Genomic DNA, 17,262 nt, shown 5'->3' with positions numbered 1-17,262 from the left:
CATTGTATCATCGCACCTCCATGCCGTCGGAGTCGAACCGGCAAGCTACATCTCCGTGCACATCGGTGCGAAACACCTCGCTGCCCGCCTCTTCCAGCAGCGCCAGCGCTTCGGCGGAAGGGTGCCCGTAGCGATTGTTATCCCCGCAGCTGATAAGCGACACGGTAGGATCTAGCGACCTCACCGTCCGCTCGTCCAGGGCGTTCTTCGAACCGTGATGCCCCACTTTGAGCACGTCGAGCGGCCCCAGCGCCCCCGCCTGTACGAGGCTTGCCAGCTCGCCGCGCTCCGCATCCCCCGTCAAAAGCCCGCGATAGTCCGTCGCCCCGTCGCCGTCCGCATCCACCAGGACCAGAAGGCAGAGGCTGTCGCCGTTGCCGCCCTCGTCGCAGTAAGCGACGGGCCAGAGCACCTCCAGGCTCATCGACCCCATCTCCATCCTGTCGCCCGCGCTCAAACCCACGAGCCCATCCCGCCCCACCAGCACCTCCGCATCGCTCCTGAGCGTTTCGCACGAGGCGCACGGACAGGACAGGCCGTCCTCGGCCACCATGACCGACGGTACCTGCACCACCCCCTTCAAATCGGCAAGGCAGCCGAAATGATCGTCGTCGCTGTGGGTTATCACCACCGCGTCCAGCGACGTGACGCCGTTTCTGGCAAGAGCCTGCCGCAGAAGGGCCGGCTTGTTGCCCGTATCAACCAAAACCGTCGCCTCCGACCCGCGCAGCAAAATGGCATCCCCCTGCCCCACGTCCAGCATCACCATCTGGGCGCATCGGTCGCCGCCAAAAAGGCCCGGCGCTACCGCGACCCCCAGCAGCATCGTCAGGGCGCAAGCCGCCGCAAACGCCGCAACCCCCGCCAGCTGCCGGCGCACCGGCGTCCGAGTCTGCGGTCGCGCCGCGGGCACGGGCCACAGCCGGTACAGAGCCGCGGCGATCGCCCCGGATGCAGCCAAGGCCGCCAGCGGGCTCCACGAGACGGCCACGCTCGCATAGGGAACGGCGGCGCACGCGCGTACCGCCCGGGCCAGGATCCCCGGGAAAACGCATCCCACCTGCAGCACCTCCCAAGGGATGTCGGGGAGCAATCCCGCCAGAAGCGATACCGCGACACTGCCGATGCAGGAGGGGGCGAACAGGGGCGCAGCAACCACGTTGGACACCGGTGCCACCAAGGAGAGCTGCGAGAACAGCGCCGAGCCGTACAGGGTCGCCGCCACGTTCGACGCGAGCGTCAGCGCCAACGCATCACGGGCGAAGCGGGGAGCCCATCGCATCGCACGGGCGATCCAGCACTGGAAGAGCCTGCCGAACAGGACGATTCCCAGCGTGGAGAGCGTGGAGAGCGCGAACGACACCGAAACGGCTACGAACGGGTCGAGGGCCACGAAGACCATCATGCAGACGCCCAAGGCGCTCAGGGACGAGGGGCGGCGCCGAGCGAAGAACGACCCCATGGCGCAGAAAGCCATGATGGACGCCCTGACGGCAGATGCCGACGCGGCAGACAGCAGAAGAAACGACAGGATAAGCGCTGCCTGCAACGGCACCGCCGCCGCCCTCGGGCAGCGCAGCGCCCCCAGCACGGCCGAAGCGAAGGCGACGACCAGGGAAAGGTGGGCGCCCGAGACCGCGATCAGATGGCTCAGACCCGCAGCCTTGAAGGCGCAGGACAGCTCGTCGTCGATCGAACCGCGCCATCCGCAGGCCAAAGCCGCCACCAAGGCGGCGTCCTGGCCTCCACGCGACCCGATGCGCTCCACCGCCTTCGCCCGCACCGCCGCCACCGCATCGCGCACCCCCTGCCCCGGCGAATGCTCCACCTCCTGCGCCCCCAGCTGCAGCACGCACCCCTTGCCCCAAAGGAACTCGGCGCTCGACCCGCTAACGGCCTGCAGCGAACCTTCGGCGACGAATCGCTGCCCGTGGAGGACGTCCGCATCGCCCCCGAAAAGCACCTGCACCTTCGCCCCTGCGGCAAAGCCCTCCTCGACCTGCGCCAGCACGCGCCTGCCGTACGCGGTCTCGCTGCCGTCTTCGACCGCGCGCAGCACGAAGGGTACAGCCTCGGCGGTCGGGACCTCTCCCTGGGCGTGAAGCATCGCCGACCCCGCTGCACCGTTCAACGCGCCGGCAAGCGTCGCCACAAGCATCGCGGCCGCGTACGCCCCCCGAGGCGCGCGAAGCAGCGGCAACGCCGCCAAGGCCGCCGCCGCGCAACCGAGGGCCAGCAGCATGCAGCCGCCTGCGCCCAGATGCTCCCCCGCGCTAACAGCGCACGCGCACGCAGCCCAGAACGCCAGCCCCGCCGCCAAGGCCAAGGGGATCGAAGGGCGCACGCCCGACGGCGCATCGCCGCGCTCGCGCCCCTTGCGCAGGCGCCTACCCAACGCATATAAGCTCTGCCAGGCCATCGTACTTCTTCTGCCCTATGCCAGAGACGCGCATCAGGTCCTCGCAGCATCCGAAAGGCCCTTCCGACTGCCGGCTTGCCACGATCTTCTGCGCGGTGGCGGGGCCCACGCCGGGAAGCGACTCCAGCTGCGCCGCCGTCGCCGTGTTGATGTTCACCTTCCCGCCGACTTGGGAAGGAGCCGCATCGTCCGCATCGCCGTCGGGCTCCCACAGGCCGCCCTCCTGCAAGCCCTCGTATTCCCGGACCGACGGCACGATCACGCGCTCTCCGTCCGAAAGCGGGCGGGCAAGGTTCACGGCGTCGGGAGCCGCATCGTCGGTGAAGCCCTGGGCGGCCGCCACGGCATCGGCGATGCGCGCACCCGCCGGCAGCTCGTACACCCCCGCCGCCTCCACGCATCCTCCGATATGCACAAGCAGCGTCCCCTCCTCCAGCTCGTCCGCTCGTGCGGTACCCGATACGGCAGCGCCCGTCGCCCCCTCTTCGCCCGCAGTCATCTCCTCATCCGCAGCGAAGGAGGCATCTGACACGACCCGATCGGCCGCAGCCAGCCCTTCGCCGTCGTCTCCCCTTGCAACAACCAGCCCAGAACCGCCGCCCGACGCCAGCCGGACCAACGCAAGCACTACCGCGGCCGCAACCGCGATGGCGACGGCCGCAAGCGCCAGGGCCCGAGGACGGTCGCCTGCCATCCCTCCCGAAACCGCGTCGCGCCGATTTTCGAACCCGAGCATCGCTGCCTCCTCCCCGTTTCCTCCGAACAGACTAGCGTCTCGCCCTTGCAGGAAGATGACAGGCGGCCCTCCGCTACGCCATGCCCCATGTTGCGGATGTGACGGCATGGCGCGACGCGCCCGTTGCCGCTTCCGCGCAGGGTGCCCCCATCGTTCTCGCCCGATCCGCCTCCGATCCGCCCCGTGTTCCCTCCAAAGCGGTGCGCCCCCATTCGCTGTTGCTTGCGGACAGAGCGGCTCGTCAGTCGCCGCCCCTTTCGCTGTGCGCATCCGCTTTGCACGGAAACCTTGCAGGACCGTCCGTCGATCCTTGCGCATCGGCAGAGTCGGGGCATAAGAAAAGCCCGCCTCCGAAGGAGACGGGCTCGGCGAGCGAAACGTCGCGGATGCGTTAGTTCTCGGGGAAGAACACGGCGATCTCGCGGGCGGCGGACTCAGGCGAATCAGAGCCGTGGATAACGTTCTCGTCCATGATCAGGCCGAAATCACCGCGGATGGTGCCAGGGGCGGCATCGGCGGGATTGGTGGCACCCATGAGGCTGCGGCACTTCGCCACCGCGCCCTCACCGGAAATCACCATCTTGACCACGGGACCGGAGGTGATGTAGGCGATAAGGCCCTCGTAGAAGGGCTTGCCCTCGTGCTCGGCGTAGTTGGCCTTGGCCTGCTCGGGAGTGACCATGCCCATCTCCATGCGCTCGATGGTCAGCCCCGCGCGCTCGAAGCGGTTGACGATCTCGCCGATGTGCCCGTTGCGGACCCCGTCGGGCTTGATCATGCTGTAGGTCTTCTGCACTGCCATGGGTTAGCTTCCTTTCCTATCTTGCGAACATCATGCACAAGCGCGTACGCGCTGCGTTCCTGAAACGACGATACCCGATGCCCCTAGTTCTGGCTGGCGAAGTAAAGCTCGATGTTTGAGATCTTCCAACCGATGCCCGACCTCACGAGCGAGACCTTGTAGTCCACATCTCCCCCCTGCGGCGTCTGGGCGGTCACGTAGGCGGTCGACTCGGTCATGGACTTGTTCATGCCGTCCACGACAACCTCGGGGTCCTCCACTACCAGCTCCACCAACGTGGCGGCCTTGGCGGCATCCACCTCGTCGGCGAAGCAGGTGTCGACGGCGGCCTTCGGGTCGTCGAACAGCTGGCCGATGACCGATTCCTGCGAGGGGAAGCCAAAGCCTTGGATATACAGGAATATGCAAGCACCAAAGGCTACAACCAGCAAGAAAACAACTGCCACCAGGGCCTTGAGCCCCACGTTGCGGCGCTTGCGGTCCTGCTTGGCGATGCCGCGGGACCACTTCTCGATTTCCTCGTCGGTAGCGGTGAAGAACATGTCGCCGCTGCCTTGCCCCTGGTAGCCCGGGTCTCCCTCGTAGCCTTCAGGACCGTAGCCCGCAGCGTACCCGTCGGCTGCCTGCAAAGCGTACTGGCCATCCTGATCGTAATCCATCAGCGGCTCGGCCATGACGTCGAGCCCGGACATGTCGTTGCCCAGCATCACCGGGCTCATCTTCTGCGTGCAGTCGGAAGCGCCCTGGGAGACGGCGCCGACGGCCTTCTGGTAGTCGATGCGGGCCGAGTCCGACAAGAAGTAGGTCTGGTCGGCCAAAGCCTGCTCGAAGGCGTGGACCGCTTTCTGCATCTGGCCGACGGCCACGTAGGCCTGGCCGAGGTTGGCGTACAGGCGGTTTCTGGTGTCCGCCGGCGGGTTCAGCTGCAGCGCGCTTTCGTACACGCTGGCCGCGTCGGCCGGACGGTCGAGGGCCATGAAGCACACGCCCAGGTTCAGCAGCGACTTCGTAGGGTCGGGGTTCGCGTCGTCCAGGGCCGCTTCGCGGTAGGCCACGCCCGCCTCGGCCGTCTTGCCCATCTTCATGAGCGCGTTGCCCATAGCCGCGTAGGCCTTGTAGGCGGCGCCGTACTTGCGATCGGAGACGGCTATCTCGAAATGGCGCTCGGCGTTCTCGAAATCATGAAGCGACGCGTAGGCCATGCCCAGGTTGTAGTTCACGGCCCCACAGGCATCGTAGGCCCCGTCGGCGGTGGCCAAGGTGTAGGACTGGATGGCCTCGGTGGGATTGTTGAGCTTGACGAGGCAGTTGCCGATCTGATGGTAGAGCTGTCCCTCCTCGCCGGGGCCGAGCGGATTGCGAGCATCTTGCAGACATTGCGTGTACAACGCCAGCGCAAGCTCGTAGTTGCGAGCCCGGTAGGCGTCCTTCGCTTGGTTGAAAAGCTCGTTGTTCATCTGCTTCCTTACCTCGTTCTAACGCTTCGGGACCTTCCGCCGAAGCGGCGGAGCAGGCATACGTCGAAGCCCGGGGTCCTAAGCCTCGTTGGCGTTCTCGATGTCGATCCCCTCGATGACGTCGCCGACGCGAAGCTGGCCGATGACGTCCTTGCCCTCGACGGTCTGGCCGAAGACCGTGTAGCCGGAGTCGAGAGAATGCTGCGGCCCCAGGCACAGGTAGAACTGGGAGCCGGCCGAGTCGGGCATCTGGGAGCGGGCCATGGCCAGCGCGCCGTCCTCATGGGAGTTGCGGGGGTTGCTGGTGTACTCCTGCTTGATGGTGTATCCGGGACCGCCCGTGCCCAAGCCGCCGAAGGGGCTGCGGGCCTTGGCCACCACCTCGTCGGGGGTCAAATCGCGCGTGTTGGGGCATCCGCCCTGGATGACGAAGCCCGGCACGTAGCGATGGAACTTCAGGTTGTCGTAGAAGCCCTTCTGCGCCAGCTCGACGAAGTTGCCCACGTGGATGGGGGCGTCCTCGCCGGCGAGCTGGACGCGGATGGTCCCTTTGGACGTGCGGATGACGGCGACTTCCTTGCCGTTGGGCTGATATTCGGGAGTGTACAGCGCCATGAATCGGCCTCCTGTTCGTTCGGGCATTCCTCAAAAGTCTATCAGCTTCCCCGCATCTCTCAGGGAAAAACTCGCAAATTTCACGCCATCAGGGGAAAGCCCCGCCGACAGGCGCCCGGTCGCCCCGTAGACGCCGCGACCCCAGATACGACCGGCGACCATGTTGCTAAAGCAACGAACCAGCGCTTGATCCTCTTGACGATCGCCGTTCGCCCCATCGATTAAAACGCCCTCTCACAGACGCGAAAAGGCCTTACCGGCTTCCTCGCGTACAGCCCGACAGCTGCTATACTTTCCTCGTCCCCTCCGTCAAAGGCTAGCAAGGAATTGTTTTGACGCGTAAACCGAACAGAAGATGGACACCTTCTCCCCCTCAACAGACATTGGGGACAATCGCCCTGCTCGTTCTCGGTGGTTTTTCAATCGATGTCTCTGGATGGACCGCCATCTTGCTCGCCGGAGATGCCCTTCCGGGTATCGGGCCGCTCGAGTACAGCGGAACCCTGCTGTACGTGCTCTCCTCGGCCATCACCTCGACGATCTTCATAGCCGCAGGATCGCGGCTCCAAACCCTGCGCGCTTGTCCGTGCATCTTCTATGTGGCGGCCGTCTTCATACTGTCAGGATTAGCCCTCGTCGGGCAAGCCCTTCCCCGCCCCATGCTCCTCATCTGCTTCCTACTCTTCGCTGCCGGCAATACCACTTTGCTATTCTTCTGGCTCGAGTTGATGACTCTGCTCAATTCGCATATCGTAGCGGCCATCATAGTGCTGAGCGCCTTGACCTCCTCCATCGCCGCCGCCATCCCTTGGGCAAGCACGCACGCGACATTCACGTTCTTCGTTACCGTTGCGGCGACACTGATATGCCTCAACCGTCTTGATCGCGCATTGGGAAAGGACTCCAACCCACGAGACAGCCGTCCCCTAGAAGTCGACAAGCACGTGCTCATAGGCACCATCGCGGGTTTGTGCCTTGCCAGCATGATTTCGGGCATCACTCAGAACCTCGCGTTCTCCAGCGCCGACTCCGGAGCGTTCTATCCGGGTTCCTCCGACCTCGTGACTGTCGCTTTACTTGCGGTAATCCTTCTTTCCTTGGGCGACGTGAATCTCTCTACGGGCGTTAAAATCATATCGTCCCTTACCATAGGCTCGCTTCTGCTGCTACTCCTGCCAAACGCCCTCAACTACCCCGCTTATGTTTTCGCAAGCATGTCTTACGGCCTCCTCACCGGATTGGGTTATTACACCGCCGTGCTCATGGCAAAGACGCGAGCATTCTCCACTCCAGCGGTTTTCGGCATAATGGGCGCCATGCTCTTTTCCAGCTCGATCGTCCTCTTCGGACTGGCTGTTGCGGGCATCGACATCGCGGACCGCAGCCTCATAGCGCTGCTTACTCTCGGATACTCGCTGGCAGCGATCTGGTTGCTGAGCGACCGAGGCATCGATCTGCTCGTCACCGCGAAATACTCCTCGGCCCATAGCCACGGTGCCGCACAGGGCGATCTCGGACCAGGCGTGCAAGCCATAGCCGGAAAAGTCGGGCTGACGCCGCGCGAGACCGACGTGCTCGCTTTGGCATCCTCCGGCCGCAGCGTCCCCTTCATGGCGGAGAAGCTCGTGCTCAGCGAAAACACCGTCAAGTCGTACCTTCAGAAAGTCTATGCGAAATGCGGCGTTCACTCTCGCCAAGAGCTCATTTCGCTCGCTGAGCAGGCGGCCGTCGAAGCAATCAACGATAGGAATAGGTAAAACCCCAGCTCACGTCTTACACCCGTTTCGTATGCAATGGCTGAATGCAGGTATTGCATACCTTTCGGGTCTAGTCGGCAAGAACCGGGAAAGTCATTCTCTTCCTACCGAAACAGCCAGCCGCGGAGAGGCTGGCAGCAAAGGAGGAGACCCGTGAAAAGCAAAGCTGCAACCCCCACGACGTCGAACGAAATGACCAGGCGCTCGTTCCTCGGCGCTGCAGCGCTGGCCGGTGCAGCCGCAGCTGCGGCAGGCTTGGCAGGCTGCGCTCCGGTCCAGGCCGCCAAGGAAGCTGACGCCGAGGGGGACGGTAGCCAAGGCAAGGAGCGAGAGGCAATTCCCGAGGACGCCATCGCCGATACAAAGGAATGCGATGTGGTGGTCGTGGGCTTGGGCGTTGCCGGCGTTGCCGCAATGCGCGCGGCGGCCGAGGGCGGCGCAAACGTCATCGCAGTGGAAAAGACAAGCATTCCGAACTGTCGCTCGGGCATGTTTGCCGCATTCAACAGCGACCTGGCACGCAAGTTAGGCGTACAGGAGGTCGACCCTACGGTAGTCGCCAACGAGCTCATGATACAGATGGCCCATCGCGGCAACTACCGCGTCATCAATACGTGGCTTGCGCGATGCGGCGAAGCGTTCGAATGGTATGCGGGGGCAATGGACGACCTCATGCTCGTAGGTCTCGAAGACCCCTTCCCTGAAGATCCGGAGCAGATATACCTGTACGGCGACGGTGCGGAGGACACCTATCGGTTTGGCATCGACCATGAGCGCCTGTTCCCCGGCTGCATTAGCGTAGGCGGCGGAAACGAGACGCATCGCCCGCTGCTAGAAGCGAATATCGATAAGGCCGTGGGCAGCGGCAATGCGCTAACCGTGTTCGACTCCCCCGCCGTGCAGCTCGACGTAGAGGACGGTCGGGTAACCGGCGTCGTATGCCAGAACCTGGCCGACGATACCTACACGCGCTATCGTGCGTCGAAGGGTGTCATCTTGGCTACCGGCGACTACAGCCTCAACGAAGACATGCTCAAGACCTATGCCCCTTGGATCTTCGAGAACAGGGACAAGTACCTGTTCTCCCACGAGGCACGCGACATGAAGGGCAATCCAGCGAGCACCGGTGACGGGCAGATTATGGGCGTAGCCGCCGGCGGTCATCTCGATTGCGGGCCCCATGCGGTCATGGCGCACATCCTTCAGTTCGGAGTGGATCAGTTCCTAGAGGTCAACGAGCACGGCCGACGCTTCTGCAACGAGGACTTGAGCATGACCAACATCGCAAAAATCATGGTCGCGCAACCAGGCACGAAGGTATTTCAGATTGTCGACGCAAGGGCTGCCGACTACTATCCTCAGCTGGACATGACGCTGGAATACATACGCAGCTTCGGTGACGGCGAAACCTATTCAGCCGAAGCGGACACGCTCGAAGAACTTGCCGCACAGCTGAACATCAAGGGCGAAGACGCGAAGACGTTTCTCGACGAGGTAGCCCGTTACAACGAGCTGTGCGAGAAAGGCCATGACGATGATTTCGGCAAAGCCGCCGAGAAAATGCACCCCATCGTCGAGGGGCCGTTCAGGGCAATCACCTACGACATGAGCAAGCATACTTCGGTGGACGACGTGAGCTGCATGCGCCTGCTCGTAACGATGGGCGGCCTCGAGACAGACGAATTCGCCCGCGTGCTAGGCGACGACCTTCGCCCCATTCCCGGCTTGTACGCCGTGGGCAACACTCAGGGAGGCCGTTTCGTGGACGACTATCCGTTCTCGCTATCCGGAGCAAGCCACGGCGCCGCGCTTACCTACGGCTACATCGCTGGCCAGCATATCGCCGCCTAAGACCACCCACCCGAAAGCGGGCCGCTGCATTGCGGAACATAGCGGCCCGCGGGAAACTTCCCACGACCCCCGCCCCTGACAGAATCTCTTATGGCTGCGGAAGCGAGGGCTCCCGCCAACGTCTCGACATCATCGACGGGATGTAGGACGTTTGCAAAGGCTCGAAGACCGCAGGTCACAGGCTTTCGAATTAGCAATGCTGCATATTCCGGCGGCCAGGAAGAAAGCACCGCAGACCAGCAATACCGTTTCGCAAACAGCAATCCCATGGTCGACCCGTACAAGCCAAAGGACAACCTCGCACGGGTCGACCATGCCGCTTCCGGCCGAGAAGGGTCCCGCCTTCCGACCTTAGGCCAGCAAGCTTTTTCCCGTCATCTGCTCGGGCGCAGCAAGGCCCATGGCATCCAGCAGCGTCGGGGCGATGTCGCACAGCGCCCCGGTCTCGCCCGACAGGCGCATCCCCGCGCCGCTCGCGTCCATCAGCAGGAAGGGAACGGGCGCCATGGTATGGGCGGTATGGGGCGTTCCGTCGTCGGCAAGCATCTTGTCGGCATTGCCGTGGTCGGCGGTCACGAAGGCGATGCCGCCGGCGCGCCCTATGGCCCGAACCACCTTGCCCACCCCTTCGTCGACAGCCTCGACGGCGGCTACGGCTGCGGGGATCACACCGGTATGCCCCACCATGTCGGGGTTGGCGAAGTTCACGATGTAAACGTCCGCCTCCCCCTCGTCGATGGCCTTGACCAGGGTGTCTGCCACGTCGGGCTCGCTCATCTCGGGCTGCAGGTCGTAGGTGGCCACCTTGGGGCTGGCGATGAGGCACCGCTCCTCCCCCGCCTTGGGCGCCTCGATGCCGCCGTTCAGGAAGAAGGTCACATGGGCGTACTTCTCTGTCTCGGCGATGTGGTACTGCCGAAGCCCCCGGTCGGCCAGCACGTCGGCAAGCACGTTGTCCGGAAACTCCTTCGGGAAGGCCACCGGCGCCTCGATGGCCGGATCGTACTCGGTCAGGCATACGAAGGATACCTGCGGGCGCACCGAGCGCTCGAAGCCGTCGAAGGCCTCGTCCACGATGGAGCGGGTAATCTCTCGGGCACGGTCGGGGCGGAAGTTGAAGAACACCACCGCGTCGCCGTCGGCGATTCCCCGGCCGTCCAGCGCGAAGGGGACCACGAACTCGTCGGTTACGCCCTCGTCGTAGGAACGACGCGCCGCATCGGAGGCGGACAGGTCGTCCTGGCGCAGGGGCTCGGCCTGAACCAGCGCCTCCCAGGCCTGCCGCACGCGCTCCCAGCGCTTGTCGCGGTCCATGGCGTAGTAGCGGCCCGACACCGTGGCGATGCGCGCGTCGAAGCCATCGTCGCACAGGCCGTCGAGCACCTCCTGCAGCTGGTCGAGGTAGTCAGCGCCGCTCGCAGGCGGCACGTCGCGGCCGTCCAGGAAGGCATGCACGCGCACCGTGGGCACGCCGGCATCCTTGGCCGCCTCTAGAAGCGCGTAGAGATGGGTGTTCATGGAGTGGACGCCGCCGTCGGAGAGCAGACCCATCAGATGCAGCGCCGCACCGTCCTCCCTCGCCGCGGCGAAAGCCCGCTGCAGCACGTCGTTGGCCGCCAGCGACCCGTCGGCGCAAGCCCGGTTGATGCGGCTGAGCTCCTGGTAGACCACGCGCCCGGCGCCGATGTTGAGGTGTCCCACCTCGGAATTGCCCATCTGGCCGGCCGGAAGCCCCACGGCCTCCCCCGACGCCTCCAGCCGGGTATGGCTGCAGGCCGCGAACAGCTTATCGAGGTTGGGCGTGCGAGCCAGGGAGATGGCGTTGCCCTCTCCGGGCTCGGCAAGGCCGAAGCCGTCCATGATGATGAGGCAGGCCGGCGTGCGCACGGCGTCCGAGATGGCATTCTCGGCGGTGGAAACGGACATGGCATGCTCCTAGCTCGGTCGAAACGCTTTCTTGCAGCGCGGCCCTCCGAGCAAAGCGCGAAGGGCCGCACATCCATACGAACAAAACGGCTACAGGCAGGCCTTCACCAGGTTGACGAAGGACAAGGCCTTAAGGCTCGCCCCTCCCACCAGTCCGCCGTCGATGTCGGGCTGGGCCAGCAGCATCTCCACGTTGCCCTCGTTCATGGAGCCGCCGTAGAGGATGCGCATGGCCTGGGCGACGTCCTGGCCGTACATCTCCGCCAGCTGCGCGCGGATGGCGGCGCACACCTCCTCGGCCTGCTCGGGGGTTGCCGTGCGCCCCGTGCCGATGGCCCAGATGGGCTCGTAGGCCACCACGCACTTGGCCGCGTCCAAGCCGTCCACGCCGGCAAACGCCGCCTTCACCTGCGCCGTTACATACTCGAGCGCACCGCCCCCGTCGCGCACGGCCAGCGACTCGCCACAGCAGACGATGGCGTACATGCCACCTTCCAGCAACGCCTTGAGTTTCAGGTTCACGTCCTCGTTGGTCTCGCCCAGAAGCTCCCGGCGCTCGGAGTGGCCGACGATGGCCGCCACGCAGCCGATCTCGGCCAGCATCTCCACCGATATCTCGCCGGTGAAGGCGCCCTTCTTCTGGAAGTACACGTTCTGGGCAGCCACGGCCACAGGCGTCTTGTCGAAGTCGAACACCGTCTTCACGGGCTTCAGGTCCACGTAGGGCGGGCATACCACCACGTCCACCGAATCGCTCCAATCCCGCTCGAAGTTGTTCGAGATGTCCTGGGCCAGCACCACCGCCTCGCCGATGGTGTTGTTCATCTTCCAGTTGCCTGCCATCAAGGGTTTGCGCGCCATGGACGGCCTCCTATCCTCAAAAGGGTTGTTACTTCAGAGCCTCGACACCGGGCAGCGCCTCGCCCTGCACCAGCTCCATGGAGGCACCGCCGCCCGTGGAGATGAAGGTCATCTCGTCGGCCAGCCCGAACTGGTTCACCGCCGCCACCGAATCGCCGCCGCCGATGATGGTGTCGGCTCGCTTGTTGTCCGCCACGGCCTGGGCCACCGCCTTGGTGCCGGCTTCGAAGGCCGGCATCTCGAACACGCCCATGGGGCCGTTCCAAAACACCGTGGCCGCACCGGCGACTGCATCGCCGTAGAGCTTCGCGGTCTCAGGGCCGATGTCGAGCCCCATCATGTCGTCGGGGATGGCGTCGACGGAAACCGTTTCCGTGCGGGCGTCGTTGGAGAACGCATCGGCTGCCACCACGTCCACCGGCAAGAGCAGCTTGCAACCGCAGGCCGCCGCCTTGTCCATCATGGCGCCCGCGCGCTCCACCCAGTCGTCTTCCTTGAGCGACGTGCCCACGGACTTGCCCTGGGCCAGCAGGAAGGTGAAGCACATGCCGCCGCCGATGATCAGCGTGTCGCACTTGTCCATGAGCGCGTCGATGACCTTGATCTTGTCGGACACCTTCGATCCGCCCAGGATGGCGACGAAGGGGCGCTTGGGATCCTCCAGCATGCCGGTGAGCGTGGCCACCTCGCGCTCCATGAGGTAGCCGGCGTAGGCGGGCAGCAGCTGCGCGATGCCGGCGGTGGACGCATGGGCGCGATGGGCCGCGCCGAACGCATCGTTGACGTAGGCGTCCGCCAACGAGGCGAGCTCGGATGCGAAGGCCGGGTCGTTCTTCTTCTCGCGCTTGTCGAAGCGCAGGTTCTCCAGCAGAAGCACCTGCCCGTCCTCGAGCGCATCGGCCTTGGCGCGAGCGTCCTCGCCCACGGTGTCGGACGAGAACGCCACGGGCTGGCCCAACAGCTCGGCCAGGCGCAGGGCCGCAGGACGCAGCGTGAACTCCTCCTGGAAGCCGGTGCCGTCGGGGCGCCCCCGATGGCTTGCCAGGATGACGCGCGCACCTCGCTCGACCAGCGAGCGGATGGTGGGCAGCGCCGCCCGGATGCGGGTGTCATCGGTCACCGAGCCGTCCTTGATGGGGACGTTGAAGTCGACGCGCACCAGGACCCGCTTGCCCGCAGGGTTCAGCTCGTCGATGGTTTTGATGTCGGCCACGGGGCCCTCCTTGCCTATAGAAAGAGGGCGGCCGATCAGCCGCCCTTCCAACGATTGCGATAGCTGCCTTACAGCAGGATCTTCACCAGGTCCTTGACGCGGTTGGAATAGCCCCACTCGTTGTCGTACCAGGAAACCACCTTCACCAGGTTGCCCTCGCCGCCCATGACCATGGTCAGCTGGCTGTCGAAGATGGAGGAATGGGGATCGTCTACGATGTCGATGGACACGATCGGGTCCTCGGTGTACTCCAGGATGCCGGCGAGCGGGCCCTCAGCGGCGGCCTTCATGGCAGCGTTAACCTGCTCGATGGTCACGTCCTGGCCAAGCTCCACCGTAAGGTCGACCATGGAGCCGTCGGGCGTGGGAACGCGGGTGGCGAAACCGTCCAGCTTGCCCTTCAGCTCGGGAAGCACCAGCGACACGGCGCGAGCAGCTCCGGTGGTGGTGGGGATCATGGACATGGCTGCGGCTCGGGCGCGGCGCAGGTCCTTGTGGGGCAAGTCCAAGATCTTCTGGTCGTTGGTGTAGGAGTGGATGGTGTTCATGTAGCCGCGCTTGATGCCGAAGTTGTCCATGAGCACCTTGGCCACGGGAGCCAGGCAGTTCGTGGTGCAGGAGGCGTTGGAGATGATGTTGTGCTTCTCCGGATCGTACTGGTCGTCGTTGACGCCCATGACGATGGTGATGTCCTCGTTCTTGGCGGGAGCGGAGATAATGACCTTCTTGGCGCCGGCGTCCAGATGGGCCTTAGCCTTGTTGGCGTCGGTGAAGAAGCCGGTGGACTCCACCACCACGTCGACGCCCAGCTCGCCCCAGGGCAGGTTCGCTGGGTCGCGCTCGGAAAGCACCTTCACATGGTGGCCGTCGGCCACGAAGCCGTCCTCCACGACCTCCACGGTGTCGAAGGCGCGGCCGTGGACGGAGTCGTACTTCAGCAGATGGGCCATCGTGGGGATGTCGCCCAGATCGTTCACGGCCACGACCTCGATCTCGGGATCGTTGGCCATGGCGCGGTACGCCAAGCGGCCGATGCGACCGAACCCGTTGATGCCTACTTTCGTCGTCATAGGGTATCCCCTTTCGCGAGATATATGTTCCACGTCCCTTGCGGGCACGCCTTACAGGTTAGCGCATCCCACCAGCGGCGCAGTCGCTTCCACCAAATAACCCGATACGGAAGCGTCCTTCTGGGAATTAGGCCTGCGCCAGGCGCGAAAAGCAAAAGACCCCGAGCCCGCCGAAACCGCAGCTAGCGGACGGAGCCCTCGTCGGAGGAGGGCATGGCGGCGGCTTGCGCGCTGCCGGCCTGGGCAGCCTGCGCCGCGCGCTCGGACTCGTACTTCTTGAGGTTGGTGTTGTAGCGCATCTGGATGAGCTCCAGAATGATGGAGAACACCATGGCGAAGTAGACCATGAGCTTCTCCATGTGCATGTCCAGAACCTCGACGCCGGAATTGATGCCGCAGGAGTCCACCGCCAGAAGCACGCCGATGGCCGCGATGAACACCAGCGCCAATATCTTCATCTCGGCGTGGTTGTTGATGAAGTCGGAGATGGGGTCGATGAACACCATCATGACGATGACGGCGACGATCACGGCCAATATCATGATGATGAGATGGTTCGCCAGGCCCACGGCGGTGATGACCGAGTCTATGGAAAACACGATGTCCATGACCATGATGGTGCCGACCGCTTGGGACAGCGAAAGCATGTGCTTCTGCTTGTGCTCCTCGCTGTGCTCTGCCTTTACCTCGGTCAAGGCCAGCATGCCGCGCAGCTCCTCGATGCCCTTGTAGATAAGGTAGATGCCGCCGACGAGCATGACCAGGTCGCGGATGGAGAACCCATGGGAGAAGAATCCCAGGTCAACGGTGAACAACGGGGTCGTCATATGCACGAGCCACGAGGCGAAGCACAGAAACAGGACGCGCATCACCAAAGCGCCCGCCAGGCCCAGCTTGCGCCCGATGTGCTGCTTGTCCTTAGGCAACCGGTTGGTGGTGATGGAGATAAAGACGATGTTGTCCACGCCCAGCACGATCTCCAGAAAGATAAGGGTGACCAGGCTGATCCATGCTTCCGGGGTGGTGAAGATAGACAGGTCCATCTTAAGAGCGCTCCTCGATCATCGCTTCGTCAGGCCGCCTTGGCTGGGCGGACGCACCGGCGCGAACTATGACCGGCCGATGCGGTCTCCGATGCTACCATAGGGGCCGTTAAATCCTTTGTTATAATACCGAATCGTTTCGAAAAACACCTTAGCGGGCGGGCTGGTCAAGGAGAGCCGATGAATCACGATTCCGAATCCCAGGATATGGCGACGCGGGCCATGGAGCATATCCCGCTGCACACCGGGCCGGGCCCCGAGCCGGAGCCTGCACCCAAGCCGCAGCGCACGCCGCGCTCCCATGCCCAGCGCAACGACGAGCCCCCTACCAGCCCGAACCTCGCCCTGCGACCCGAGGACGCCACGCTCTACCCCGACGGGAGCGGCCTTAAACGCCCCGTCAGCATGCCCGGGCAGGCCTGGGTCATCGCCCTCGCCTTCGCCGCCGTGGCCCTCGGCGTGGGCGCCTGGTGGGGCTCCAGCACCATCGGCGGCATAGAGGACTCGGTGAGGCTGTCCCTTGCCACGGTGGAGGAGAACCTCGAGCGGGAGGTCTCCTACGACATCCCCCAGATAACCACCCTGCTCGACCTGGACAACGACTCCATCCTCGCCAAGTTCGAGGAAGAGGGGCTTGCCATCTACAACCTGGGCATCGAGGGGGAGCCTGCAGGCGACGAGGAGGAGGGCGAGCCTACGCTCAACGTCATGAAGCTGCCCTCGGACGTCTCCCCTTCCGATGCGGCCGTGATGCTCTCCCGGGGCATCGCCAACCTCGACGCCGCCCGCGCCGCCAAGCTGCTTAACGGCTCGTGGACCCTGCAGGTGGACCGCGAGGCAGGCGTCAACGACGTCGTGCGCTACGTCGACTTCGGTTCGGGCTCCGTCGAGGCCGCCATCGAAAGCGCCATAGCCATCGAAGGGTTCGACCCCGCCACCGTCGCCGAGGACACCCAGGGCGTCGACGATGCGGGCAACACCTACAAGCAGGGTACGGTGCAGTACAACGACGCCACCTACACCTGGCGCATCTCCGCCATCGCGCTGGAGGAGGTCTACGACATCGCCGGCTTGCCCGAGACCGCGGTGTACGTGGGGATCCGCGTGATGGAGTAGCCGTCAGCCGCAACAGGGCAGTATCGATTGCAACAGAAAAGCCGCTCCCGACGAGGAGCGGCTTTCGTATTTATGGAGCGGACAACGGGGTTCGAACCCGCGACCCCCACCTTGGCAAGGTGGTGCTCTACCAGCTGAGCCATGTCCGCGTTGACAACCCACCCTCGCGCAACTGAAGGATGGAGGCGACGCCCGGATTCGAACCGGGGGTGAAGGCTTTGCAGGCCTCTGCCTTACCACTTGGCCACGTCGCCCTAAGGCATCGATCGCCATAGATAAGGCCGGCCAATGCGCTAGGTATGACCGGCCTTCTGTGACGATGGAGCGGACAACGGGGTTCGAACCCGCGACCCCCACCTTGGCAAGGTGGTGCTCTACCAGCTGAGCCATGTCCGC

General features: G+C 64.4%; 13 protein-coding genes and 3 tRNA genes. 3 read left to right on the top strand and 13 right to left on the bottom strand.

Going from position 1 to position 17,262, the window contains the following annotated elements; all coding sequences use genetic code 11:
- Positions 1-7: 7 nt before the first annotated feature.
- From NFR41_RS03105 to NFR41_RS03085, 5 genes are all read right to left on the bottom strand, one after another.
- Complete coding sequence (locus NFR41_RS03105) at positions 8-2,419, bottom strand: ComEC/Rec2 family competence protein (RefSeq protein ID WP_251230681.1); 2,412 nt, start codon at positions 2,417-2,419, stop codon at positions 8-10.
- Entirely contained in the window at positions 2,388-3,155 is a 768-nt protein-coding gene (locus NFR41_RS03100; RefSeq protein ID WP_251230680.1) for a ComEA family DNA-binding protein, read from the bottom strand. Before NFR41_RS03100 ends, NFR41_RS03105 begins: the two co-directional genes overlap by 32 nt.
- Positions 3,156-3,546: 391 nt before the next feature.
- Positions 3,547-3,957 (bottom strand): nucleoside-diphosphate kinase, encoded by a 411-nt coding sequence (gene ndk / locus NFR41_RS03095; RefSeq protein ID WP_160212406.1) that lies wholly within the window; start codon positions 3,955-3,957, stop codon positions 3,547-3,549.
- Positions 3,958-4,040: 83 nt separating this feature from the next.
- Positions 4,041-5,414: a tetratricopeptide repeat protein gene (locus NFR41_RS03090; RefSeq protein ID WP_160212405.1), complete on the bottom strand. Its 1,374-nt coding sequence runs from the start codon at positions 5,412-5,414 to the stop codon at positions 4,041-4,043.
- Between the two features lie 78 nt (positions 5,415-5,492).
- The gene (locus NFR41_RS03085) at positions 5,493-6,029 is read right to left on the bottom strand and encodes a peptidylprolyl isomerase (protein ID WP_251230679.1); all 537 of its coding nucleotides are present in this window, start codon (positions 6,027-6,029) and stop codon (positions 5,493-5,495) included.
- A gap of 332 nt (positions 6,030-6,361) precedes the next feature.
- Here NFR41_RS03085 and NFR41_RS03080 point away from each other — a divergent pair, with 332 nt between their 5' ends.
- Both NFR41_RS03080 and NFR41_RS03075 read left to right on the top strand, forming a co-directional pair.
- On the top strand, positions 6,362-7,786 hold the full coding sequence (locus NFR41_RS03080; RefSeq protein WP_251230678.1) for a helix-turn-helix transcriptional regulator: 1,425 nt from the start codon (positions 6,362-6,364) through the stop codon (positions 7,784-7,786).
- A gap of 153 nt (positions 7,787-7,939) precedes the next feature.
- Positions 7,940-9,637 carry an FAD-binding protein gene (locus NFR41_RS03075; protein WP_251230677.1) on the top strand — a complete coding sequence of 566 codons (1,698 nt, stop codon included), beginning with the start codon at positions 7,940-7,942 and terminating at the stop codon, positions 9,635-9,637.
- Between the two features lie 351 nt (positions 9,638-9,988).
- Here NFR41_RS03075 and gpmI read toward each other — a convergent pair whose 3' ends face one another.
- The 5 genes from gpmI to NFR41_RS03050 all read right to left on the bottom strand — a co-directional run bounded on the left by gpmI (position 9,989) and on the right by NFR41_RS03050 (position 15,750).
- The gene (gpmI, locus tag NFR41_RS03070) at positions 9,989-11,563 is read right to left on the bottom strand and encodes a 2,3-bisphosphoglycerate-independent phosphoglycerate mutase (RefSeq protein WP_251230676.1); all 1,575 of its coding nucleotides are present in this window, start codon (positions 11,561-11,563) and stop codon (positions 9,989-9,991) included.
- Positions 11,564-11,653: 90 nt separating this feature from the next.
- Positions 11,654-12,424, bottom strand: a complete 771-nt coding sequence (gene tpiA, locus NFR41_RS03065; protein WP_251230675.1) for a triose-phosphate isomerase — start codon at positions 12,422-12,424, stop codon at positions 11,654-11,656.
- Between the two features lie 28 nt (positions 12,425-12,452).
- On the bottom strand, positions 12,453-13,637 hold the full coding sequence (locus NFR41_RS03060; protein WP_251230674.1) for a phosphoglycerate kinase: 1,185 nt from the start codon (positions 13,635-13,637) through the stop codon (positions 12,453-12,455).
- Positions 13,638-13,705: 68 nt separating this feature from the next.
- On the bottom strand, positions 13,706-14,707 hold the full coding sequence (gap, locus tag NFR41_RS03055; RefSeq protein ID WP_160212399.1) for a type I glyceraldehyde-3-phosphate dehydrogenase: 1,002 nt from the start codon (positions 14,705-14,707) through the stop codon (positions 13,706-13,708).
- Between the two features lie 182 nt (positions 14,708-14,889).
- On the bottom strand, positions 14,890-15,750 hold the full coding sequence (locus tag NFR41_RS03050) for a TerC family protein (RefSeq protein WP_251230673.1): 861 nt from the start codon (positions 15,748-15,750) through the stop codon (positions 14,890-14,892).
- 180 nt (positions 15,751-15,930) lie between these two features.
- Here NFR41_RS03050 and NFR41_RS03045 point away from each other — a divergent pair, with 180 nt between their 5' ends.
- A complete protein-coding gene (locus NFR41_RS03045; RefSeq protein ID WP_251230672.1) occupies positions 15,931-16,866 on the top strand; it encodes a teichoic acid transporter in 936 nt (311 codons plus the stop codon).
- Between the two features lie 73 nt (positions 16,867-16,939).
- Here the strand turns inward: NFR41_RS03045 and NFR41_RS03040 are convergent.
- From NFR41_RS03040 to NFR41_RS03030, 3 genes are all read right to left on the bottom strand, one after another.
- Positions 16,940-17,015, bottom strand: a tRNA-Gly gene (locus NFR41_RS03040).
- Positions 17,016-17,046: 31 nt separating this feature from the next.
- Positions 17,047-17,120 (bottom strand) — tRNA-Cys (locus NFR41_RS03035).
- A gap of 66 nt (positions 17,121-17,186) precedes the next feature.
- Positions 17,187-17,262: transfer RNA gene (locus NFR41_RS03030), tRNA-Gly, on the bottom strand.

The sequence above is a fragment of the Adlercreutzia aquisgranensis genome, assembly GCF_943193145.1.
Lineage (GTDB): Bacteria > Actinomycetota > Coriobacteriia > Coriobacteriales > Eggerthellaceae > Xiamenia > Xiamenia aquisgranensis.
Note: the sequence above shows the minus strand (reverse complement) of the source record. Positions and strands in the feature narration are given on the sequence as shown.